Origin of the sequence: Kitasatospora sp. MAA19 (genome assembly GCF_029894125.1) — a bacterium.
Lineage (GTDB): Bacteria > Actinomycetota > Actinomycetes > Streptomycetales > Streptomycetaceae > Kitasatospora.
In genome coordinates, this window is sequence record NZ_JARXYZ010000009.1 from 83,551 (window position 1) to 107,630 (window position 24,080).

Here is a 24,080-nt window from a genome sequence, read left to right on the forward strand (position 1 = left end):
AATCAGTCCTCCTGGTTGTGGATGGGGGTGTCACAGATGTCACCGGTGTCACCGGTGGCTTCGGCGAGCTTGGCGGCCAGGATCGGTCCGATCTGGGCCAGCGAACCGGCTTGGGTCATCCGGTTGTGCCGGGTGGCGATCTCGTGCGATTCGATCCGGCCGACGATGTAGGGGCGCCAGATCCCGGGCCCGGCGTTGTCCTCGGTCCGGTCGATCGTGGAGTTGAAGAGCAGCAGGTCTCCGTCGAACTCTCCGGGAACGAAGTCGACCGCCAGCTTCGCGTTGTTGATCATGATCTGGACGATGACCTCGATCTGCCGCTCCGTCAGCCCGGCCAGCGCGCTGCCCCGCCGGTTCAGGATCTCGGCGACCTCGCCGTAGGTCAGCGCCCGGTCGCCCAGCTCGTCCGGGTCGACGTCGAGCACACCGACCAGCACGTCCCGCTCGGTGGGCACGGGCACCTCCTCGAACTGCACGTCCTTCACCGGGTAGGCGTCGAGGATCGCCAGCAGTGCGGTGCGCTCGCCGCGCGACTGGAGCTCGCAGGCGAGCGCGTGGGCGATCAGCCCGCCGGCGGACCAGCCGAGCAGCAGGTACGGGCCCTCCGGCTGGATCTTGCGGATCTGCTCGGCGTAGTCGGCCGCCATCTCCTCGAAGGACGTCGGCAGCGGTTCGGGCCGGCCGAGGCCGCGCGCCTGGATCGCGTAGACCGGGTGCTGGGGACCGACGTGGTTCAGGAGCCCGCTGTACGACCAGCTGATGCCACCGCCGGGGTGGATGCAGAACAGCGGTGTCCCGTTCCCGGTGGTGCGCAACGGCAGCACCACGTCCAGCGCGTCGTCCGGATCGTTCATGACCAGGCGTTCGGTGAGCCCGGCCACGGTCGGCGCTTCGAACAGCGTGCGCAGGCCCAGCTCGACGCCGAGGGTCTCGCGAACGCGGGACGCCAGGCGGGCGGCCAGCAGCGAATGCCCGCCCAGGCCGAAGAAGCTGTCGTCGATGCGGACCTGCTCCCGGCCGAGGACCTCGGCGAACAGGTCGCACAGCAGCTGCTCCTGCGGCGTCCGGGGGCCGCGCCCGGTGCCCGGCGCACCGTACTCGGGGGCGGGCAGGGCGACCCGGTCCAGCTTGCCGTTGGCGGTCAGCGGCAGCGCGTCCACGGTGACGAACGCCGACGGCACCATGTACTCGGGCAGTTCGCGGCGCAGCCGGTCGGACAGCTCGCCCGGCTCGGGCACCCCCTCGGGGGCGGCCACCAGGTAGGCGACGAGCCGCTTGTCGCCGGGCTGGTCCTCGCGGGCCACCACGGCTGCCTGGGCGACGCCCGGGCAGCTCGCGAGCACGGCCTCGATCTCACCGGGCTCGATCCTCAGACCGCGCAGCTTGACCTGGTGGTCAGCCCGTCCGGCGAACTCCAGCGTGCCTCCCCCAGCGCCCCCGGCCTGGCGGCCGGGAGGTGCCCCCACCGGCCGGGGGTGCCCCCATGCCTGCCACCACGCCAGGTCGCCGGTGCGGTACATCCGGCTCCCGGCCGGACCGTACGGGTCGGCGGTGAACCGCTCGGCGGTCAGACCCGGGCGGCCCAGGTAGCCGCGGGCCACGCCCACTCCCGCGAGGTACAGCTCGCCGACCATGCCCGTCGGCACCGGCCGCAGGTGGTCGTCGAGCACGTAGGCCCGCATGTTGGCCATCGGAGCGCCGATCGGCACGGTCGCGGCGTCCTCGGAGAGGGTGCGCACCGGGTGGCAGGTGGCCAGGGTCGTGGCCTCGGTCGGCCCGTAGCCGTTGACCACCTCGAGGCCGGGGCAGGCCGCGCGCACGCGGGCGACGGCGGCCGGGGAGACCACGTCACCGCCGGTCCAGACCTCGCGGACCCCGGCGAGCAGGCCCGGCCGCTCCTCGGCGACCAGCCGGAACAGGCCGGCCGTCAGCCACAGGCCGGTGACCCGGTGCTCGGCGACCGTCCGCTCCAGCAGGTCGAGGTCGAGCCGCTCCGGTGGGGCGACCACGACCCGGCCGCCGCTGAGCAGCGGCACCCACAGCTCGTACGTCGAGAGGTCGAAGGCGGTCGGGGAGTGCATCAGCACCCGCTCGTGTCCGCCGCCGCGCCATTCGGGGGTGAGTGCGAGGCCCACCACGTCGCGGTGGGTGACGGCCACGCCCTTCGGCCGCCCGGTGGATCCGGAGGTGTACATGATGTACGCCAGCTGCCGGGGGTCGCAGGGGACTTCGAGTTCGGACGAGTCGGGCTCGGCCTGGACCAGCTCGGTCAGCACGTCCTCGGTGAGCGCCAGCGCGGCCCCGGTCTCCCGCAGGATCAGCTCGATGCGGGACGACGGGAAGCGCGAGTCGAGCGGCACGTAGGCGCCGCCCGCCTTGACGATCGCGAGGATCGCCACGACCAGCTCCGCCGAGCGCTCCAGCATGACCGCGACCGGCGTCTCCGGCCGGACGCCCCGGCGGGTCAGCGCCCGCGCGAGGCGGTTGGTCCGCAGGTCGAGTTCCCGGTAGGTCAGCTCGGTGCCGCCGGCCACGACCGCCACGGCGTCCGGGGTGGCCCGGACCTGGCGGGCGAACAGTTCCGGCACCGCGGCCTCGGGCAGCTCGGCGGTGGCGCCCGTGAACTCGGACAGCAGCCGGTGGCGTTCCTCGCCGGACATGATGTCGATCCGGCTGATCGGCCGGTCGGGGTCGGCGGCCGCCGTGCGCAGCAGCCGCGCCCAGCGGTCGAACAGCAGCTCCACGGTGGGCGCGTCGAACAGGTCGGTGGCGTACTCCACCGCGCCGACCAGGCCGTCGAGGCTGGGGGCACCTCCCGGGCCGCTAGGCCCAGGGGGACCGTCCGGGCGGAACTGCTCGGCCAGGCTGAAGGTCAGGTCGACCCGGGATGTCCCGGTCGGCGCCTCCAGGTGGCCGGTCTCCAGCCCCGGCAGCGCGAACTCGCCCAGCGGCGCGTTCTGCAGGGCCAGCATGATCTGGAACAGCGGGTGGTGGGCCAGCGACCGCACCGGGTTGACCACCTCGACCAGGTGCTCGAACGGCACGTCCTGGTGGTCGTACGCGGTGAGCGCCTTCTGCCGCACCCGGCCGAGCAGTTCGGCGAACCCGGGGTCGCCGCCGGTGTCGGTGCGCAGCACCAGGGTGTTGACGAAGAAGCCGACGAGCTCGTCCAGCGCCTGGTCGGTGCGGCCGGCGATCGGGCTGCCGATCGGGATGTCCGTACCGGCGCCGAGCCGGGTGAGCAGCGCGGCGAGACCGGCCTGGAGCACCATGAACAGGCTGGCGCCCCGCTCGGCGGCCAGGTCCCGCAGGGCCTGGTGCAGTTCGGCGTCCAGCCGGACCACGACCCGGCCGCCCAGCTGGGAGGCCACCGGCGGCCGGGGCCGGTCGGCGGGCAGCTGTACCTGCTGCGGAAGCCCCGCCAGCTCGTCCTTCCAGTAGGCCAGTTGCCGGGCGAACAGGCTGTCCGGATCGGCGGCGTCGCCGAGCAGATCGCGTTGCCAGCGGGTGTAGTCGGCGTACTGCACCGGCAGCGGGGACCACTGCGGCTCCTCGCCCCGGCAGCGCGCCGCGTAGGCCGCCGCGAGGTCGCCGGAGAGCGGGCCCATCGACCAGCCGTCGGCGGCGATGTGGTGCACCACGACCAGCAGCACGTGCCGGTCGGGGGCGAGCGCGTACAGCTCCGCCCGGACCGGCGGCTCCGCGGCGAGGTCGAAGCCGCGCCGGGCCACGGCCGCCAGCCGTTCGGCCAGCCGGCTCTCGTCGAGCTCGACCACCGGCAGCTCCGGGTGCGCCTCCGAAGTGCTCAGCACGACCTGGTACGGCACGCCGTCCGTCTCCCGGAAGACGGTCCGCAGGCTCTCGTGCCGGGCGATCACGTCCGCCAGCGCGGCGTGCAGGGCCGACCGGTCGAGTCCGCCGGTCAGGCTCAGCGCGAGCGGCATGTTGTAGGTGGCGCTCGGCCCGTCCATCCGGTGCAGGAACCACAGGCGGCGCTGGGCGAAGGACAGCTGTACCAGCTCGGGGCGCGGGTGGGCGGTCAGCGCGGGCCGCGCCGTTCCGGAGCCGTCGAGACGGGCCGCCAGCCCGGCCACGGTCGGGGTCTCGAACAGCGTGCGGACCTCCAGCTCCGCGCCGAGCGTCGCCCGCACCCGGGAGGCCAGGCGGGTCGCCAGCAGCGAGTGCCCGCCCAGGTCGAAGAAGCTGTCCTCGACCCCGACCTGGGCCAGCCCGAGCACCTCGGCGAACAGTTCGGCGAGGAGCTGCTCCTGCGGGGTGCGCGGCGCCCGCCCGGCTCCGGCGGAGCCGAGGTCGGGAGCGGGCAGCGCGCGGCGGTCGAGCTTGCCGCCGGCCGTCAGCGGAAGCGTCTCCAGCACCACGAACGCCGAGGGGATCAGGTAGTCGGGCAGTCGCCCGCGCAGCCAGTCGCGGAGGTCCCCGATGAGGGCGCCGGTGCCCCGGCTTCCGGTCGGGCGGTTGGTCAGCGAGGACAGCGTCCCGCCGGTGGCCCTGGCCGGCCGGGACGGCTCGACCGGGGAGCCGTGGTGCGCCCGCGGATCCGCGAAGACGACGTCCACGGCGTCGGCCTGGGTGGCCGACCAGGTGACTCCCACCCGGCGGTCGAGTTCCCGCCCGAGCTCGTGGAAGTCGTCCGGGTCGGGCAGGCCGCCCTCCTCCGGGGCGTGCAGCCGTTCCAGCAGCTCGGCGAGCGAGGCGTCCCCGTCCTGCACCGCGCGGGCCAGGGCGGACTCCCGCGCCACCCGGCGGTTGGGCACCCCGGTGACCCGCAGCGCGCCCGCGAGCGGCCGGGCGAGCAGCTCGCGCAGCTCGGCCAGGCCGGCGACCTGCCGCCCCCACTCCAGCTCGACCGGCTCGCTCGTGGCGGCCGGGGCGACCGGCGACTTGTGCAGCGTCACGTCGTAGCGGTAACGGCTCAGTTCGTTGTGGTGGCGGCCGCGCTTGACCTCCACGGCCACCGCACCGATGTCCGCACCGATGTCCGCACCGTGCTCCCGCAGGGCGGTGAAGAAGTCCGGGTCGACCAGGAGTTCCTTCTCGACCCGGAGGGCCTGCTCCACGGCGCGGCGCACCGTCGCGAGGTCGGCGCCGGCGCCGGTCCGGTGCAGTTGGACGGCCGTGGCCAGCGGGCGCAGCAGCCGCAGGTTGCGGACGTCGCCGATGAAGAGCGCGCCGCCGGGGGCGAGCAGCCGCATCAGCTTCCCGATCACGTCCGCCAGGTAGTCGGCGGACGGGAAGTACTGCACCACCGAGTTGATCACGATGGTGTCGAAAGTCCCGGCGGGCAGTCCGTCGGTGTCGTGCGCCGGGCGGGTCTGCAGCACGACGCGCTCGGCCAGGTCCTCCTGTCGGACCACCTGGGCGGCCAGCGCCTCGATCGCGGTCGCGGAGAAGTCCGTCGCCCAGTAGGTCTCGCAGTGCGGCGCGATCTGCGAGAGCAGCAGACCGGTGCCGACGCCGACCTCCAGCACCCGGCGGGGGCGCAGGGCCAGGATGCGGGAGACGGTCGCGTCCCGCCATTCCCTCATCTGCTCGACCGGGATCGGGCTCGCGTCGTAACTGCTGTTCCAGCCCACGAAGTTCTGGCCGAAGGCGGCTTCCTCGGGGGTGATGGGCAGGGCGTCGTAGATGTCCTGCCACTCGCCCACGTGGTCGGCTTCGAGCCCGCTGTCCCGGGACGCCTCCGGATGCGGGACGACGTAGCCGATGAGCCGGTCGTCCTGGGCGAGGACGGCGGCCCGGGCGACGGCGGGGTACTCGGCCAGGGCCGCCTCGACCTCGCCGGGCTCGACCCGGAAGCCGCGCACCTTCACCTGGTCGTCGGCGCGGCCGACGTACTCCAGCTGGCCGTCGGCGCGCCAGCGCACCAGGTCGCCGGTGCGGTACATGCGCTCGCCGTCGTTGCCGAACGGACAGGCGACGAATCGTCCGGCCGTCAGACCGGGCCGGTCCAGGTACCCGCGCGCCAGCCCGGCGCCGGCCACGTACAGCTCCCCCGGCACGCCCGGCGGCACCGGCCGCAGCCGCTCGTCCAGCACGTACACCCGGGCGTTGGCGATCGGACGGCCGATCGGCGGCACACCCGTCGCCGGGGACAGCGGGTCGCTCATGGTCGCGCACACCGTCGTCTCCGTCGGACCGTACGCGTTGATCATCCGCCGGCCGGGCGCCCAGCGCTCCACCAGCTCCGGCGGGCAGGCCTCACCAGCCACCACCAGCGTGGAGACGGTCAGCGAGTGCTCCGGCAGGGCGGCCAGGACGGACGGCGGCACGGTCACGTGGGTGACCGCCAGGCCCGGGTCGGTCAGCGCGGCCACCGGCTCGGCTGCGGGCAGCACCAGGGCCGCGCCGCGCAGCAGGGCGGTGAAGATCTCCGACACCGAGGCGTCGAAGCTGGGCGAGGCGAACTGGAGCACCCGACTGCCGGGTTCGATCGCGAACCGCTCGATCTGGGCGGCCACCAGACTGGCCACGCCGCCGTGGCCGACCACGACGCCCTTGGGGCGGCCGGTCGAGCCCGAGGTGTAGATCACGTACGCCGGGTGCCGGACGTCCAGCGCGACCACCGGATCGCTCTCCGGCCATTCGGCGACTTCGGACACCAACACCGGATCGTCGACCACCACCACCGGCCGCGCGTCCTCCAACATCAACGCGATCCGCGCCTGCGGGTACGCCGGATCCACCGGAAGGTACGCCGCCCCGGCCTTCAGCACACCCAGGACGGCCACCACCGACTCCACCGACCGCGGCAACGCCACCGCCACCAACTGCTCCGCACCCACACCCCGGGCGATCAGGGAATGCGCGAACCGGTTCGCCCGGGCATTCAGCTCCCGATACGTCAACTCCACGCCGCCGCAGACCAGCGCGACCGCATCCGGCGTCGCCGCCACCTGCACCGCGAAGGCCTGCGGCACCGGGACGGCGTCCACCTCGCGGGCTGTCGCGTTGCCCCGCTCCAGCAGCCGGTGCCGCTCGTCCGCGTCGAGGAGGTCCATCCGTCCGATCGGCTGCTCCGGATCGGCGGTGACCGTCTCCAGCAGGAGCGTCCAGCGCCGGGCGAGGGCGGCGACCGTCGACCGGTCGAACAGGTCGGTGGCGTACTCCACCACGCCGACGATCCCGGCCGGACTGCCGTCCGGACCGAACTGCTCGGCGAGGCTCACGCCGAGGTCGAACTTGGCGGTGCCGGTGGCCACCGCGAAGGTGGCCACGTCCAGGCCGGGCAGCGCGAACCGACCCATCGGCGCGTTCTGCACGGCCAGGATGGTCTGGAACAGCGGGTGGTGCGACAGCGACCGGGACGGGTTCAACACCTCCACCAGGTGCTCGAACGGCACGTCCTGGTGCGCGAACGCCTCCAGCGCCGTCTCCCGCACCCGCCCCAACAACTCGACGAACGACGGATCACCGCTCGTGTCCGTGCGCAGCACCAGCGTGTTGACGAAGAACCCGACCAGCTCGTCCAGCGCCTCGTCCGTACGCCCCGCGATCGGACTCCCGATCGGAACGTCCGTCCCCGCACCCAACCGCGTGTACAGCGCGGCGAGCGCCGCCTGCAGCACCATGAACAGACTGGTGCCGGTACGCCGCGCCAACTCTGTCAGGGCTGCGTGCAGTTCGGGGCTCAGTTGCAGGCCGACCTGGTCCCCGCGCCAGCCCGCGACGGCCGGCCGCGGCCGGTCGGTGGGCAGCGGGAGCAGCTCCGGAAGGCCGGCCAACTGGCGCTTCCAGTAGTCGAGCTGTTCGGCGAACCGGCTTTCCGGGTCGGATGCGTCACCGAGCAGGTCGCGCTGCCACAGCGTGTAGTCGGTGTACTGCACCGGCAGGAGCGACCAACCCGGCGAGCGGCCCTCGCACCGGGCGGCGTACGCCTCGGCCAGGTCGCGGGCCAGCGGCCCGGTGGACCAGCCGTCACCGGCGATGTGGTGCATCACCAGCAGCAGCACGTGCTCGTCCGGCGCGACCGCGAACAGCTCGGCCCGCAGCGGGGGTTCCGCCGCCAGGTCGAAGGGCTGCCGGGCGAACTCGGTCAGCCGCTCCGTCAGCTCGGCCGCCGGCACCTCGGTCAGCCGCGCCCGGGGCCGGGCCGCGCCGGGGTGCAGGACGAGCTGGCACGGTACGCCGTCGACCTCCGGGAAGACCGTCCGCAGGCTCTCGTGCCGGGCCACCACGTCGGCCAGCGCCTCGTCCAGTGCCGCCCGGCCGAGCGTCCCGGTCAGTCGGAGCGCCAGCGGAATGTGGTAGGTCGCGGTGGCGCCGTCCATGCGGTGCAGGAACCAGAGCCGGCGCTGGGCGAAGGAGAGCGGCACAGCCTCGGGCCGCTCGTGCGCGGTCAACGCCGGGCGGGCGTGGCCCGCCTCGCTCAGCGCCATACTCAGGCCCGCCACGGTGGGCGCCTGGAAGAGCGCGCGCAGCCCCAGTTCCACACCGAGCACCGAGCGCACCCGCGCGGCCAGCCGGGTGGCGAGCAGGGAGTGCCCGCCGAGGTCGAAGAAGTCGTCGTCGACACCGACCTTCGCCAGCCCGAGCACCTCCGCGAACAGCCCGCACAGGATCTGCTCCTGCGGGGTGCGCGGCGCCCGGCCCGCCTCCGTGGTCACCGACTCGGGCGCGGGCAGCGCCGCCCGGTCCAGCTTCCCGTTCGGCGTCACCGGCAGCGCGTCCAGCACCACGAAGACGGCCGGCACCAGGTAGTCCGGCAGGCGCTCGCGCAGGTGCGCCGCCAGCTCGGCAGGGCGAACCGCCGCCTCGGGACGCACGGCCACGTAGCCGATGAGCCTCTCGTCCTGGGCGAGGACGGCGGCCCGGGCGACGGCGGGGTGCTCGGCCAGAGCCGCCTCGACCTCGCCGGGCTCGACCCGGAAGCCGCGCACCTTCACCTGTTGGTCGGCGCGGCCGACGTACTCCAGCTGGCCGTCGGTGCGCCAGCGCACCAGGTCGCCGGTGCGGTACATGCGCTCGCCGTCGTTGCCGAACGGGCAGGCGACGAAACGTCCCGCCGTCAGACCCGGCCGGTTCAGGTAGCCGCGCGCCAGACCCGGCCCCGCGACGTACAGCTCCCCCGGCACGCCCGGCGGCACCGGCCGCAGCCGCTCGTCCAGCACGTACGTCCGGAAGCCCGCGACCGATCGGCCGATCGGCGGCACACCGGCCGACGGCGACAGCGGCTCGCTCATGGTCGCGCACACCGTCGTCTCCGTCGGACCGTACGCGTTGACCATCCGCCGGCCGGGCGCCCAGCGCTCCACCAGCTCCGGCGGGCAGGCCTCACCCGCCACCACCAGGGTGGTGGCCGTGAGCTCGGCGCCGTCCAGCGCGGCCAGGGCCGAGGGCGGCAGCGTCACATGGGTGACGGTCAGGCGGCGGTCCGTCAGGGCCTCCAGCGGGGCCTCGGCCGGGGCCAGGACGAGGGCGGCACCGGTCAGCAGGGCGCTGCACAGGTCCCAGAAGGACGCGTCGAAGCTGGGCGAGGCGAACTGGAGCACCCGGCTGCCGGGCGACACGCCGAGCCGCTCGACCTGCGCCGCCACCAGGCCCGACACACCGGTGTGGCTCACCGCCACGCCCTTGGGGCGGCCGGTCGAGCCCGAGGTGTAGATCACGTACGCCGGGTGCCGGACATCGAGCACGATCTCCGGATCGCTCTCCGGCCATTCGGCGACTTCGGACACCAGCACCGGATCGTCGACCACCACCACCGGCCGCGCGTCCTCCAACATCAACGCGATCCGCGCCTGCGGGTACTCCGGATCCACCGGAAGGTACGCCGCCCCGGCCTTCAACGCCCCCAGGACGGACACCACCGACTCCACCGACCGCGGCAACGCCACCGCCACCAACTGCTCCGCACCCACACCCCGGGCGATCAGGGAATGCGCGAACCGGTTCGCCCGGGCATTCAGCTCCCGATACGTCAACTCCAGACCGCCGCAGACCAGCGCGACCGCATCCGGCGTCGCCGCCACCTGCACCGCGAACAGCGCCGGCAGGCTCGCCGTGGCCTCCCCTTCCACCACGGCGGCGAGCAGCTCACCGCTCTCCTCGGCGGACAGCAGGTCGATCCCGCCGATCCGCTGGTCCGGAGCGACTGCGACCGCGGCCAGCAGCCTGGTCCAGCGGGCGACCAACGTCTCGACCGTCGCGCGGTCGAACAGGTCGGTGCTGTACTCGACCGCGCCGCCGAGCCCGGCCGGCGCGCCGTCGGGCCCGTACTCCTCCGCGAGGCCGAAGGTCAGGTCGAGCCGCGAAGTCCCGGTGGGCACTGCCACCCCGGAGACCCGGAGGCCGGGGAGTTCGAAGTCGCCGCCCGGCGCGTTCTGCACGACCAGCCCGGTCTGGAACAGCGGGTGGTACGACAGCGACCGGGACGGGTTCAACACCTCCACCAGGTGCTCGAACGGCACGTCCTGGTGCGCGAACGCCTCCAGCGCCGTCTCCCGCACCCGCCCCAACAACTCGACGAACGACGGATCACCGCTCGTGTCCGTGCGCAGCACCAGCGTGTTGACGAAGAACCCGACCAGCTCGTCCAGCGCCTCGTCCGTACGCCCCGCGATCGGACTCCCGATCGGAACGTCCGTCCCCGCACCCAACCGCGTGTACAGCGCGGCGAGCGCCGCCTGCAGCACCATGAACAGCGTCGCACCCGAGCGCCGCGCCAACTCCACCAGCGCCGCGTGCAGTTCGGCGTCGATCCGGATGTCCAGCAGGTCGCCGCCGTACGACATGGCGGCCGGACGCGGCCGGTCGACGGGCAGCTGCAGCTGGTCGGGCAGCCCGGCCAGCGCCTCGGTCCAGTAGCCGACCTGGCGTGCGAACACGCTGTCGGCGTCGTGCTCGTCGCCGAGGATCTCGTGCTGCCACAGGGTGTAGTCGCTGTACGTCACCGGCAGCGCCGGCCATTCGGGTGTCCCGCCACCCTGCCGGGTGGCGTAGGCGGTGGCGAGGTCGTGAGCCAGCGGGCCCATGGACCAGCCGTCACCGGCGATGTGGTGCACCACCAGCAGCAGCACGTGCTCGTCCGGCGCGACCGCGAACAGCTCGGCCCGCAGCGGCACCTCCGAGGTCAGGTCGAAGCCGCGCACCGCAGCCTCGCGCAGCAGGGCCGGCACCTCCGACCCGCCCGCCGCGCGCACCGTCAGCGGGACGACGGCCTCGGCCGCCTCCAGCACCCGCTGGTGCGGGACTCCGTCGGTGTCCGGGAAGACCGTGCGCAGGGTCTCGTGCCGGGCCACCACGTCCCCGAGCGCGGCGCTCAGAGCGGCCCGGTCGAGGCGGCCGGACAGCCGCAGGGCCAGCGGCATGTGGTAGGTGGCGCTCGGTGCGCCGAACTGCTGGAGGAACCAGAGCCGGCGCTGGGCGAACGACAGCGGCATCGGCTCGCGGCGCGGCCGGGGAACCAGGGCCTGCCGCGCGGTGCCCGCGCCGTGCAGCCCGGCCGCGAGCCCGGCGGGCGTCGGCGTCCGGAACAGGCTGCGCAGCTCCAGCTCGACGCCGAGGGTCGCCCGGACCCGCGACATCAGCCGGGTGGCGAGCAGGGAGTGCCCGCCGAGGTCGAAGAAGTCGTCGTCGACACCGACCCGCGGCAGGCCCAGGACCTCGGCGAACAGCTCGCAGAGGATCTGCTCCTGCGGGGTGCGCGGCGCCCGCCCGGCTCCGGCCGGGCCGAGGTCGGGAGCGGGCAGCGCCGCGCGGTCCAGCTTCCCGTTCGGCGTCAGCGGCAGTACGTCCAGGAGCACGAACGCCGACGGCACCAGGTAGTCCGGCACCCGCTCGCGCAGGTACGCCGCCAGTGTCTCCGTGGTGGCCGGCCCCTCGGCCGAGGGAACCACGTACGCGACGATCCGGGTCTCGCCCGGCTTGTCCTCACGGGCGAGCACCGCGACCTGGGCCACGCCCGGGTGCGCGGCCAGCTCCGCCTCGATCTCGCCGAGCTCGACCCGGAAACCACGCACCTTCACCTGGTGGTCCACCCGGCCCGCGAACTCCAGCTCGCCGTCGGCGCGCCAGCGGACCAGGTCCCCGGTGCGGTACATCAGCGTGCCCGCCGGACCGTACGGGTCGGCCACGAACCTGCTCGCTGTCAGCGCCGGTCGGTTCAGGTAGCCGCGGGCCAGCCCCGCCCCGGCCAGGTACAGCTCGCCCGTCACCCCGGGGGCGACCGGCCGCAGCGCCTGATCCAGCACGTACGCCCCGCAGTTGGCGATCGGCCGACCGATCGGCACCGGCAGCGGGCAGTCGGCGGGGTCGGCCGGCAGCGGGTAGGCGGTGATCACATGGGTCTCGGCAGGCCCGTAGTGGTTGTGCAGCGTCCGGCCCGGGCGACGGGTCTGGAAGCGGCGCACCGCGCCGCCGAGCCGCATCGCCTCGCCGGCCTGCGCGACCAGCCGCAGACTCGGCAGCTCCAGCCCGGCCTCCTCGGCGGCCTCGGCCAGCGCCTCGACCACCAGGTTGGGGGCGAACAGCTCGGCGACCCGGTGCCGGTCGAGCCAGTGCGCGAACAGCTCGGCGCTGCGGCGCTGCTCCTCGGTCGGCACGACCAGGGTCTTGCCGTACAGCAGCGCGGAGAGCAGCTCCTGCACCGAGACGTCGAAGCCGATCGCGGTGAACTGCGCGGTGCGCGTGCCGGGTTCGCCGCCGACGGCATTGTGGTGCCACGCCAGCAGGTTCAGCAGCCCGGCGGCGGGCATCACCACGGCCTTGGGCCGGCCGGTGGAACCGGAGGTGTAGATGACGTAGGCCGGGTGCCGCGCGTCCACGGAGACGGCCGGATCGTGCTCCGGCTGCTCCTCGGCCGGGGTGACGGCCGCGAGGTCGTCGAGGACGACGGCCGGCCGCGCGTCCTCCAGCATGTACGCGATGCGGGCGGCCGGGTAGTCCGGGTCGATCGGCAGGTACGCCGCGCCCGTCTTGAGCACCGCGAGGACGGCGACCACCAGCTCGGCCGAGCGCGGCAGCCGCAGGGCGACGACCTGCTCCGGCCCCACCCCCCGGGCGATCAGCGCGTGCGCCAGGCGGTTGGCCCGGCGGTTCAGTTCGCGGTACGTCAGCACGGTGTCCTCGAACACCACTGCCGGGGCCTGCGGGGTCGCCCGGACCTGTGCCTCGAACAGGGCCGGCAGGCCGTCGGCGGGAACCGGGCGGGCGGTGTCGTTGCGCGCCACCAGCAGCTCGTGCCGCTCCTCGGCGGTGAGGACGTCGATCCGGCTCAGCGGCCGGTCCGGCTCGGCGACCACTGCCGCCAGCAGGCGCAGCCACCGGGCGACCAGCGCCTCCACCGTGGTGTGGTCGAACAGGTCGGTGCTGTACTCGACCCGCCCGACGATGCCCTCGGCCGGCCCGCCGGTGCCGCCGCGCTCCAGCAGGTGGAAGCCGAGGTCGAACATCGCCGTGGACGTCCGGACCAGGAGGATCTCGGCGTCCAGACCGCTCAGCTCGAACTCGGTGCGGGGCACGTTCTGCAGCGCGAGCAGCACCTGGAACAGCGGCTGGCGGGCGAGCGACCGGGACGGGTTGAGGGCCTCGACGACGTGCTCGAACGGCAGGTCCTGGTGCGCGTACGCGGCCAGCGCGCCCTCCCGGACCCGGGCCAGCAGCTCGGCGAACGACGGGTCGCCCGAGGTGTCGGTCCGCAGCACCAGGGTGTTGACGAAGAAGCCGACGAGGTCGTCCAGCGCCTGGTCCGTCCGGCCGGCGATCAGGCTGCCGACCGGGATGTCGTCGCCCGCGCCGAGCTTGTCCAGCACCGCCGCCAGCGCGGCCTGCAGCACCATGTAGACGCTGGCACCGCGCTCCCGGCCCAGGCGCACCAGTGCGCCGTGCAGTTCAGCGTCCAGGTCGATCGCCAGGTGCCCACCACGGTAGGAGGCGGTCGCCGGGCGGGGCCGGTCGGCGGGCAGCCGGATCTGCTCCGGCAGGCCGGCCAGCCGCTCCGTCCAGTAGGCCGACTCCCGGGCGAACAGGCTGGTGGGATCGTCGCGGTCCCCGAGCAGCCGCCCGTGCCACAGGGTGTAGTCGGCGTACTGCACCGGCAGCGGTGCCCACCGCGGTTCCTCGTGCCGGCGGCGCGCCGCGTACGCGGTGGCCAGGTCGGCGGCCAGCGGGCCCAGCGACCAGCCGTCACCGGCGATGTGGTGCACCACCAGCAGCAGCACGTGCTCGTCGGCGGAGAGTTCGAACAGCTCGGCGCGCAACGGCGGTTCGGCCGCGAGGTCGAAGCCGCGCACGGCGGCGCGGGCCAGCAGCTCCGTCAGGCTCGTCTCGTCGGCCGGGGTGACCGGCAGTTCCGGCCGCACCGTCCCGGCGGCCAGTACCTGCTGGTACGGGACGCCGTCCACCACGCGGAAGACCGTGCGCAGGGTCTCGTGGCGGTCGACGACGTCGCCGAGGGCCGCCTCCAGGGCCACCCGGTCCAGCGGGCCGGAGAGCCGCCACGCCAGCGGCATGTGGTAGCTCGACCCGGCGCTCTCCAGCTGGTGCAGGAACCACAGCCGCCGTTGGGCGGACGACAGCGGTACCAGGTCGGGCCGCGCCGCCCGCTCCAGGGCGGGCCTGGCCCGGCCTGCGCCGCCCAGCCCGGCGGCCAGCCCGGCCACCGTCGGGGTCCGGAACAGGGCGTGCAGGGTCAGCTCCACGCCCAGGGTCGCGCGGACCCGGGCCACCAGGCGGGTGGCGAGCAGGGAGTGCCCGCCCAGGTCGAAGAAGTCGTCGTCGAGGCCGACCTCCGGCAGGCCCAGCACTTCGGCGAACAGCCCGGCCAGCACCTGCTCCTGGGGGGTGCGCGGCGCCCGGCCGAACCGCTCCCCGATGAACTCGGGCTCGGGCAGGGCGCGCCGGTCGAGCTTGCCGTTGGCGTTCAGCGGCAGGGCATCGAGGGGGACGAACGCGGCGGGCACCATGTAGTCCGGCAACCGCTCGCGCAGGTGGGCGCGCAGTTCCTCCGAACGGAGCTCCGCACCGACGGCGGGCACCAGGTAGGCGACCAGGCGGGTGTCCGCCGCCCGGTCCTTCCGCGCGATCACCGCGACCTGACCGACCTGCTGGTGCTCGGCCAGGGCCGTCTCGATCTCGCCGAGCTCGATCCGGAAGCCGCGCACCTTCACCTGGTCGTCGGCCCGGCCGAGGTACTCCAGCTGGCCGTCGGCACGGCGCCGCACCAGGTCGCCGGTACGGTACATCCGCGCGCCCGCCGGACCGAACGGGCAGGCCGTGAACCGGCCGGCCGTCAGACCCGGCCGGTTCAGGTACCCGCGCGCAAGACCCGGCCCCGCGACGTACAGCTCCCCCACCACCCCCGGCGGCACCAGGCCGAGGTGCTCGTCCAGCACGTACGCCCGGAAGCCGGCGACGGGACGGCCGATCGGCGGCACGCCCGAGCCCGGCGACAGCGGCTCGCTCATCGTCGCGATGACCGTCGTCTCGGTCGGACCGTAGGCGTTGATCATCCGCCGGCCCGGCGCCCACCGCGTCACCAGCTCCGGCGGGCACGCCTCGCCCGCCACCGCCAGCACCGGCACGGCCACGTCGTCCGGCGAGAGCGCCGCCAGCACCGACGGCGGCACCGTCGCGTGGGTGAGCGCGAGGCTCGGGTCGGTCAGCGCGGCGACCGGCTCGGTCGCGGGTGCCGGCACCAGGGCGGCGCCGGTGAGCAGGGCGCCGCACAGGTCCCACAGGGAGACGTCGAAGCTCGGCGAGGAGAACTGGAGCACCCGGCTGTCGGCGTCGATGCCGAGCCGCTCGGCCTGCTCGGCGACCATGCCCGGCAGGCCCGCGTGGCTCACCACCACGCCCTTGGGGCGACCGGTCGAGCCCGAGGTGTAGATCACGTACGCCGCGTTCCCGGGCGCGAGGCGGACTCCCGGGTCGGTGTCCGGCAGCCCGGCCGGCGCGGGGTCCGCGTCGAGCAGCAGCCGGTCGGGGCCGCCCGCCCCGGGCAGGAGCGGGTCCAAGTCGGTGGTGGTAACCAGCAGTGCCGGCCGGGCGTCGTCGAGCAGGTACGCGATCCGGGCGGCCGGGTAGCCCGGGTCGATCGGCAGGTAGGCGGCCCCGGCCTTGTGCACCGCCAGGACGGCGACCACCAGCTCGACCGAGCGGTGGAGGGCCAGCGCCACCAGCTGCTCCGGCCCCACCCCTCGTGCGATCAGGGCGTGTGCCAGCCGGTTGGCCCGGGCGTCGAGCTCGCCGTACGTCAGCGTGAAGCCCTCGCCCACCACGGCCACCGCCTCGGGCCGCTCCTCGACCCGGGCCCGGAACAGCGCGGGCAGGTTCCCCACCGGGACCGGGCGTGCCGCGTCGTCCGGAGCGGGCAGCAACTCGCGGCGCTCCTCGGCGGACAGCAGGTCGATGCGGCCGAGCCGCCGCTGCGGGTCGGCGACGGCCGCGGTCAGCAGTCGGACCAGCCGGGCCACCATCGTCTCGACGGTGGCCGGATCGTACAGGTCGCTCGCGAACTGGACGGACACGTCGATCCCGGCCGGGGAGCCGTCCTCGGTGTGCCGTTCGGCCAGCGCGAACCCCAGGTCGAACTTCGAGGTGGTGGTGGCCGGCTCCACCTCCTCGACCCGCAGCCCGGGCGGGGCGAACTCGGCCCGGACGTTGTTCTGCAGCACCAGCATGACCTGGAACAGCGGGTGGTGGGAGAGCGACCGGGACGGGTTGAGCGCCTCGACCAGGTACTCGAACGGCAGGTCCTGGTTGGCGTAGCCGGCCAGCGCGGTGTCCCGGACCCTGGCGAGCAGCTCGGCGAAGGTCGGGTCGCCCGAGGTGTCCGTCCGGAGCACGAGGGTGTTGACGAAGTAGCCGACCAGTTCGTCCAACGCCTGGTCGTTGCGGCCGGCGGTGAGGCTGCCGACCGGGATGTCGTCGCCCGCGCCGAGCCTGCTCAACAGCCCCGCGAGCCCGGCCTGGAGCACCATGAACAGACTGCTGCCGCCGGTACGGGCGAGCTCACGCAGCCCGCGGTGCAGCTCCGCGTCCAGCTCGGCCCGCACGTGGCCGCCCCGCTGCGAGGCGACCACCGGGCGGGGCCGGTCGATGGGCAGCTGGATCTGTTCCGGCAGGTCGGCCAACTGCCGTGTCCAGTAGGCCGCCTGGCGGGCGAACGGGCTGTCGCTGTCGGTGGCCTCGCCGAGCAGCTCCTGCTGCCACAGGGAGTAGTCGGCGTACTGGACGGCGAGCGGTTCCTGTCGCGGCTGTTCACCGCGGCAGCGGGCCGCGTAGGCCTCGGTGAGGTCGGCGGCCAGCGGGCCCAGCGACCAACCGTCACCCGCGATGTGGTGGAGCACCAGCAACAGCACGTGCTCGTCCGGCGCCAGCTCGAACAGCTCCGCGTGCAGCGGGAGTTCGGCCTCCAGGTCGAACCGGTGGGCCTGCGCCGCGGCCAGCGCGCCGGGCAGCTCGGCCTCCGTGGTCCGGCGCGCGGCCAGCCCCGGGCGGGCCGCCGCCACGTCCAGCACCCGCTGGTACGGCACGCCGTCCACCACCGGGAAGACCGTCCGCAGGGCCTCGTGCCGGGCCACCACGTCCGCCAGGGCCTCGCGCAGCGCCTCCGGGTCGAGCCGGCCGGACAGCCGCCAGGCCAGGGGGATGTTGTAGTTCCCGCTGTCGCCCTCCAGCTGGTGCAGGAACCACAGCCGCCGCTGCGCGAACGACAGCGGGAGCTGCTCGGGCCGCCGGACCGGCGCCAGCGCCGCCTGCGCAGGACCGGCGGCCACCAGGGCGGCGGCCAGGGCGGCCGGGGTCGGCGCCTCGAACAGGGTGCGCAGCGGCATCTCCACGCCGAGCGTGGCACGGATCCGGGCGGCCAGCCGGGTGGCCAGCAGGGAGTGTCCGCCCAGGTCGAAGAAGCCGTCCTCGACACCCACCGGCGCCGCGCCGAGGACCTCGGCGAACAGCTCGCACAGAACGTGCTCCTGCGGGGTGCGCGGCGCGCGGCCGGTGCCCGCGGGGGCGAGGTCGGGAGCGGGCAGGGCCCGGCGGTCCAGCTTGCCGTTGGCGGTCAGCGGCAGCGCGTCCAGCACCACGAAGGCCGACGGCAGCATGTGCTCCGGCAGCCGCCCGGCCAGGTGCGCGCGCAGGTCGGCCGCGCGCGGTGCGGTGCCGGTGGCGGGCACCAGGTAGGCGACCAGCCGGGTGTCGTCCACCCGGTCCTGCCGGGCCAGCACGGCGGCCTGGGCGACGCCGGGGTGCGCGGCGAGCGCCGCCTCGATCTCGCCGAGCTCGATCCGGAAGCCGCGGATCTTGACCTGCTGGTCGGCCCGGCCGACGTAGCGCAGGCTGCCGTCCGCCGCGCGGCGCACCACGTCGCCGCTGCGGTACATCCGGGAGCCGGCCGGCCCGAGCGGGTCGGCCACGAACCGCCCGGCCGTCAGACCCGGCCGGTTCAGGTAGCCGCGCGCAAGACCCGGCCCCGCGACGTACAACTCGCCCGCGACGCCCGGCGGCACCGGCCGCAGGCCGTCGTCGAGCACATACGTCCGCAGGTCCGGGATCGCCGTGCCGATCTGGCCGGCCGGGGTACCGGACCGGTCGAGTGCCGCGTGGGTGACGTGCACCGTGGTCTCGGTGATGCCGTACATGTTGACCAGCCGCGGCGCGTCGTCCGGGTGCCGCTCGTACCAGCTCGCGAGGCGGGCGGCCTCCAGCGCCTCGCCACCGAACACCACCGTGCGCAGGGCGAGTTCACGGCCGGTCCCGGGCGCCTCGCCGTCCTCCTGGATCAGCTGGTGGAAGGCGGACGGCGTCTGGTTGAGCACGGTCACCCGTTCGCGGGCGAGCAGCTCCAGGAACCGGCCGGGCGAACGGCTGGTCTCGTGGTCCACGACCACCAGTCGGCCGCCGTGCAGCAGCGCGCCCCACAGCTCCCACACCGAGAAGTCGAAGGCGTAGGAGTGGAAGAGCGTCCAGACGTCCTCGGCGGAGAAGCCGAACAGTTCCCGGGTGGTGTCGAACAGCCGCACCACGTTCCGGTGCGGGACCACGACGCCCTTGGGGTTGCCGGTGGAGCCGGAGGTGTGGATGACGTAGGCCGGGTGGCCGGGATCGACCGCGACCTCCGGGTCGGTGTCCGGCTGTCCGTCCAGGTCGGCGGTGTCCAGCGGCAGCCGGTCCACGCCGTCCGCTCCCGGCAGGTCGCCGGTCCGGCTGGTCGTCACGAGCAGTGCGGGCCGGGCGTCCTGGAGCAGGTAGGCGATCCGGGCCGCGGGGTACTCCGGGTCCACCGGCACGTACGCGGCGCCGGCCTTGAGCACCGCGAGGATCGCGACCACCAGCTCGGCCGAGCGCGGCAGCGCCAGCGCGACGAGCCGCTCCGGCCCCACGCCCCGGTCGATCAGGGCGTGCGCGAGCCGGTTGGCGCGGGTGTTCAACTCGGCGTACGTCAGCGACACTTCGCCGCTCACCACCGCGGTCGCGGCCGGGTTCGCCCGTACCTGCCGCTCGAAGAGCGCGGTGATACCGGTCTCCGGCAGCTCGCCGGCCCGGCCTTCACCGGCCGGCAGCAGCGCGCGGAGCTCCTCCGCGGACAGGACGTCCACCCGGCCGATCCGCCGGCCGGGGTCGGCGACCACGGCCCGCAGCAGCCGGAGCCACCGCTCGACGATCCCCGCGACAGTGGCCGCGTCGAAGAGGTCGGTGCTGTACTCCACCACGCCCGACAGCCCGTCCGCACCGGGCTGTTCGGTGACCATGAAGGTCAGGTCGCACTTGGCCGTCCCGGTGTGGACCAGGTCGGTCGCCACCCGCAGCCCCGGCAGCTCGAACGCGCCGAGCGGCGCGTTCTGCAGGGCCAGCATGGTCTGGAACAGCGGGTGGTGCGCCAGTGTCCGGGCCGGGTTCAGCGCCTCCACCAGGTGCTCGAACGGCACGTCCTGGTGCGCGTACGCGGCCAGCGCGTCGCCGCGCACCCGGCCGAGCAGTTCGGTGAACGACGGGTCGCCCGACAGGTCGGTGCGCAGCACCAGGGTGTTGACGAAGAAGCCGACCAGGTCGTCCACGGCCTCGTCGGTGCGCCCGGCGATCGGCGTGCCGATCGGGACGTCGGTGCCCGCACCGAGCTTGCCCAGCAGGGCGGCCAGTCCGGCCTGGAGCACCATGAAGAGGCTGGCCCCGCCGTCCCGGGCGAGCGCGCGCAGGCCCTGGTGCAGCTCGGCGTCGATCCGCACCGGCAGGTGGGCGCCCCGATAGGACATCGCGGCCGGCCTGGGCCGGTCGAAGGGCAGTTCCACCTGATCGGGCAGACCCGCCAACTGTTCTTGCCAGTAAGCGAGCTGGCCGTTCAGCAGGCTGTCCCGGTCCGAGCCGTCGCCGAGCAGCTCCCGCTGCCAGAGGGCGTAGTCGGCGTACTGGACCGGCAGCGGCGACCACTCCGGCTTCGCCCCGTCGGATCGGGCCGCGTAGGCGGTCGTCAGATCCTGCGAGAGCGGCCCCATCGACCAGCCGTCACCGGCGATGTGGTGCACCACGAGCAGCAGTACGTGCTCCTCCGGTCCCAGCTGGAACAGTTCCGTGTGCAGCGGCGGCTCCGCGGAGAGGTCGAAGCCGTACCGGGCCGCCTGCGCCAGCCGGTCCGGCAGGTCGCGCTCACCGGCCTCGGTCACCCGCAGCCGCGGCCGTGCCGCGTCGAGGTCCAGCACCCGCTGGCACGGCACGCCGTCGACCGTCGGGAAGGTGGTGCGCAGGCTCTCGTGCCGCTCGACCACGTCCGCCAGGGCGGCCTCCAGGGCCCGCTGGTCCAGGTTTCCGGACAGCCGCAGCGTCAGCGGGATGTTGTACGTGGCGCTCGGGCCCTCCATGCTGTGCAGGAACCACAGTCGCCGTTGCGCGAAGGACAGCGGGACCGTCTCCGGCCGCTCGCGCCGCCCCAGGGCCGGCCGCGCCCGGCCCGCGACGTCCACCGCCGCCGCCAGTTCCGCCACCGTCGGCGCGTCGAACAGGTCGCTCAGCCTCAGCTCCACGCCGAGCACCGACCGTGCCCGGGCGACGAGCCGGGTGGCCAGCAGCGAATGCCCGCCGAGGTCGAAGAAGCTGTCGTCCGGCCCGGCCTCGGCCACCCCGAGCACCTCGGCGAACAGCCCGGCGAGCAGGTGCTCGGTCGCGGTGCGCGGGGCGCGGCCCGGGGTGGCGGCGATCTGCTCGGGTGCCGGGAGGGCCCGACGGTCGAGCTTCCGGTTCGGTGTCAGCGGCAGCGCGTCCAGGGTCACGAACGCGGCCGGCACCATGTACTCCGGCAGCCGCTCGCGCAGGTGCTCGCGCAGCTCGGCCACGGTCACCCCGGCACCGGATGCCGGCACGACGTAGGCGACCAGCCGGGCGTCCTCTTCGGTACGCACCACAACGGCGGCCTGCGCGACCTGCGGGTGCTCGACGAGCACGGCCTCGATCTCGCCGAGTTCGATCCGGAATCCCCGGATCTTGACCTGGTCGTCGGTACGGCCGAGGAACTCCAGGTTCCCGTCCGTACCCCATCGCACCAGGTCACCGGTGCGGTACATGCGGGAGCCGGCCGGGCCGAACGGGTCGGCCACGAACCGCCCGGCGGTCAGAGCCGGCCGGTTCAGGTAGCCCCGTGCCAGGCCCGCGCCGGCGATGTACAGCTCGCCCGTGCCGCCCGTGGGCATCGGTCGCAACGCGCCGTCCAGCACGTACAGCCGGGCGCCCGGGACCGGCCGGCCGATCACCGGGCGCCGGCTCGACTCCAGCGGCGCGACGACCGAGTTCACGGTGCACTCGGACGGCCCGTAGAAGTTCAGGCAGGACACCCCGTCGGCCTCACGGAGCTGCTCCCACAACCGCTCCGGAACGGCCTCCCCACCGGCTGCGACCACCGCCGGACGCCACCGCGGATCGTCCAGCAGTCCCCGTGCGACGAGGACTTGGAGGTAGGACGGGGTGGCCTCGATGAAGTCGAGGCGACGGCGCCGGGCGTAGTCGACGAAGGCGTCCGGGTCGGTCCAGGTCGCGTGGTCCAGGACGTGCAGTTCGTGGCCCGCGAACAGGGCCAGCAGTTGGTTCCAGGAGGCGTCGAACGACACCGACGTGGTCAGCGCCACCCGCAGCCGTTGCCGGTCCTTCAGCAGTGGCGGGAACAGTGTCTGCTGCTGGCCGGCGAACAGGTGGAGCAGCCCGCCGTACGTCGGCACCACGCCCTTGGGCCGCCCGGTGGAACCGGAGGTGTAGATGACGTAGGCCGGGTGCTCCGGATCGACGGCCACCTGCGGATCCGCTGCCGGGCAACCCGCGACCAGCGCGGCCGTCTCCGGGTCGTCGACCACCAGCCGCTCGGCGGCACCGGGCTCCGGCAGCCGGTCCCGGGTGCGGGAGTCGGTCACCACCAGGACCGGTCGGGCGTCGTCGAGCAGGTACCCGATCCGGGCGGCGGGGTACTCCGGATCGACCGGGACGTACGCCGCCCCCGCCTTGAGCACCGCGAGGACCGCGACCACCAGCTCGGCCGAACGCGGCAGGGCCACCGCCACCGGCCGCTCCGGCCCCGCCCCGCGGGCGATCAGGGCGTGCGCCAGCCGGTTCGCCCGCGCGTCCAACTCCGCGTACGTCAGGGACGCGTCCGGCCCCACCACCGCGACAGCGTCCGGCGTCGCCCGCACCTGTGCCCGGAACACTTCCGGCAGGCTGCCGGCGGAGCCCTCGGCCGCCGGGCCGGCGCCCAGCTCCAGGAGGTCCTGCTCCTCGTCCGCGGTGACCAGGCCGAGCCGGCCGACCGGCTCCTGCGGGGCGCAGTCCGCGACGGTGTCCAGCAGCGCGAGCAGGCGCCGTTGATGGACGGCGAGTTCGTCGGTGCTCCAGGTCTGGGGCGCACCCTTGAGTTCGACCCGGAGTTCGTTGTCTCCCCGCCGACCGGTGATCCAGAGGGACAGCCCGGTGATCGGCTCCGGGAGCAGGTAGTGCAGCGTGGCGGGGTGCCCGGCGAAGCTCAGCGCGGAGTCGAAGGCCATGATGTTGACGACGAGCGGGAACGTCGCCCCGCCGGCACCGGGAGCGCCGAGGTCCCGGAACACGTCCTCGCTGCGGTAGCGCTGGTGCGCGAGGGCCGCGTCGGACTCCCGTGCCACCTCGGCGACCAGCTCGTGCCACCGCGTGTCCGGCCGCACCGACAGACGCAGGGGCACCACGTTCGCCACCGCGCCGGCGGAGGTCATCAGGGCGCGTTCGGCGCCCTCGCGCCCGGTGACGGGAAGGCCGATCAGCACGTCCCGGTCCCCGGTGAGCCGGTGGGTGTAGAGCGCTGCCGCCGCGATCAGCGCCCGCGACCAGTGGACTTCGGTCTCCTGTGCCGCCGACCGCAGCGCGTCCACGCGGAGCACCGCCGGTTCCACCACGGAACGGGGGCCGCTCCCGCTGCGCGGAGCCCGACCGGCGAGATGGGTCGGTTCCGGCCGGTCGGCGAACCGCTCCGTCCAGTACGACCGATCGGAGGCGAACTGCTCCGAGGTGCGGTAGTCGGCGTCGCTGCGGAGCAGGACGTCCAGGGAACGGAACGACGACGGCGGGACCGGTCCGCCTGCGGCCAGCGCGGTGTACACCCGCGTGATCCGCCGCCGGACGAGGGAGAGGCCGAATCCGTCCATCACCAGGTGGTGGTAGTTCTGGTACAGGATGTGGTGCGTCGGCGAGAGGCTGATCAGCGCGAAGCTGAAGAGCGGGTCACGGGTGAGGTCCAGCGGGCGCACCCGGTCCCGGGCCATCCATGCCAGGGCCGCCGCCCTGGGTTCGGGCTCCGAGCCGAGGTCGAGCCGGGCCGGTGTCCAGTCCCATCCCGCACGGACGATCTGACGCGGGTCCTGCCCGTCGTGGTCGAAGCTCACGTGCAGCGCGTCGATCTCGTCGACGACCCGGCGCAACGCGGTCCCGACGAGCTCCGCGTCGACCGGTCCGTGGATCTCCAGGTAATCGCCGATGCGGTAGGCGTCGAGTGCCGTCCGCGCGTGCTGTTCGGCGAGCCAGATCTCGCGCTGTGCCGCGGTCAGGGGAAGGACGTCGCCGTCGCGACGGGACATGGGGGTACCTCCAGAAGTGTGGGCGGGCGTGCGCGCAGGGCACGC

1 protein-coding gene is annotated in these 24,080 nt (G+C 74.2%); it reads right to left on the minus strand.

The features are described 5' to 3' along the window. Nucleotides 1-2 precede the first annotated feature (2 nt). On the minus strand, nucleotides 3-24,035 hold the full coding sequence (locus P3T27_RS16410) for a non-ribosomal peptide synthase/polyketide synthase (protein WP_280678987.1): 24,033 nt from the start codon (nucleotides 24,033-24,035) through the stop codon (nucleotides 3-5). Nucleotides 24,036-24,080 lie beyond the last annotated feature (45 nt).

Excerpts from the sequence above, each read along its gene's own strand:
- P3T27_RS16410 (WP_280678987.1), bottom strand. The coding sequence starts at position 24,035 with ATGTCCCGTCGCGACGGCGACGTCCTTCCCCTGACCGCGGCACAGCGC.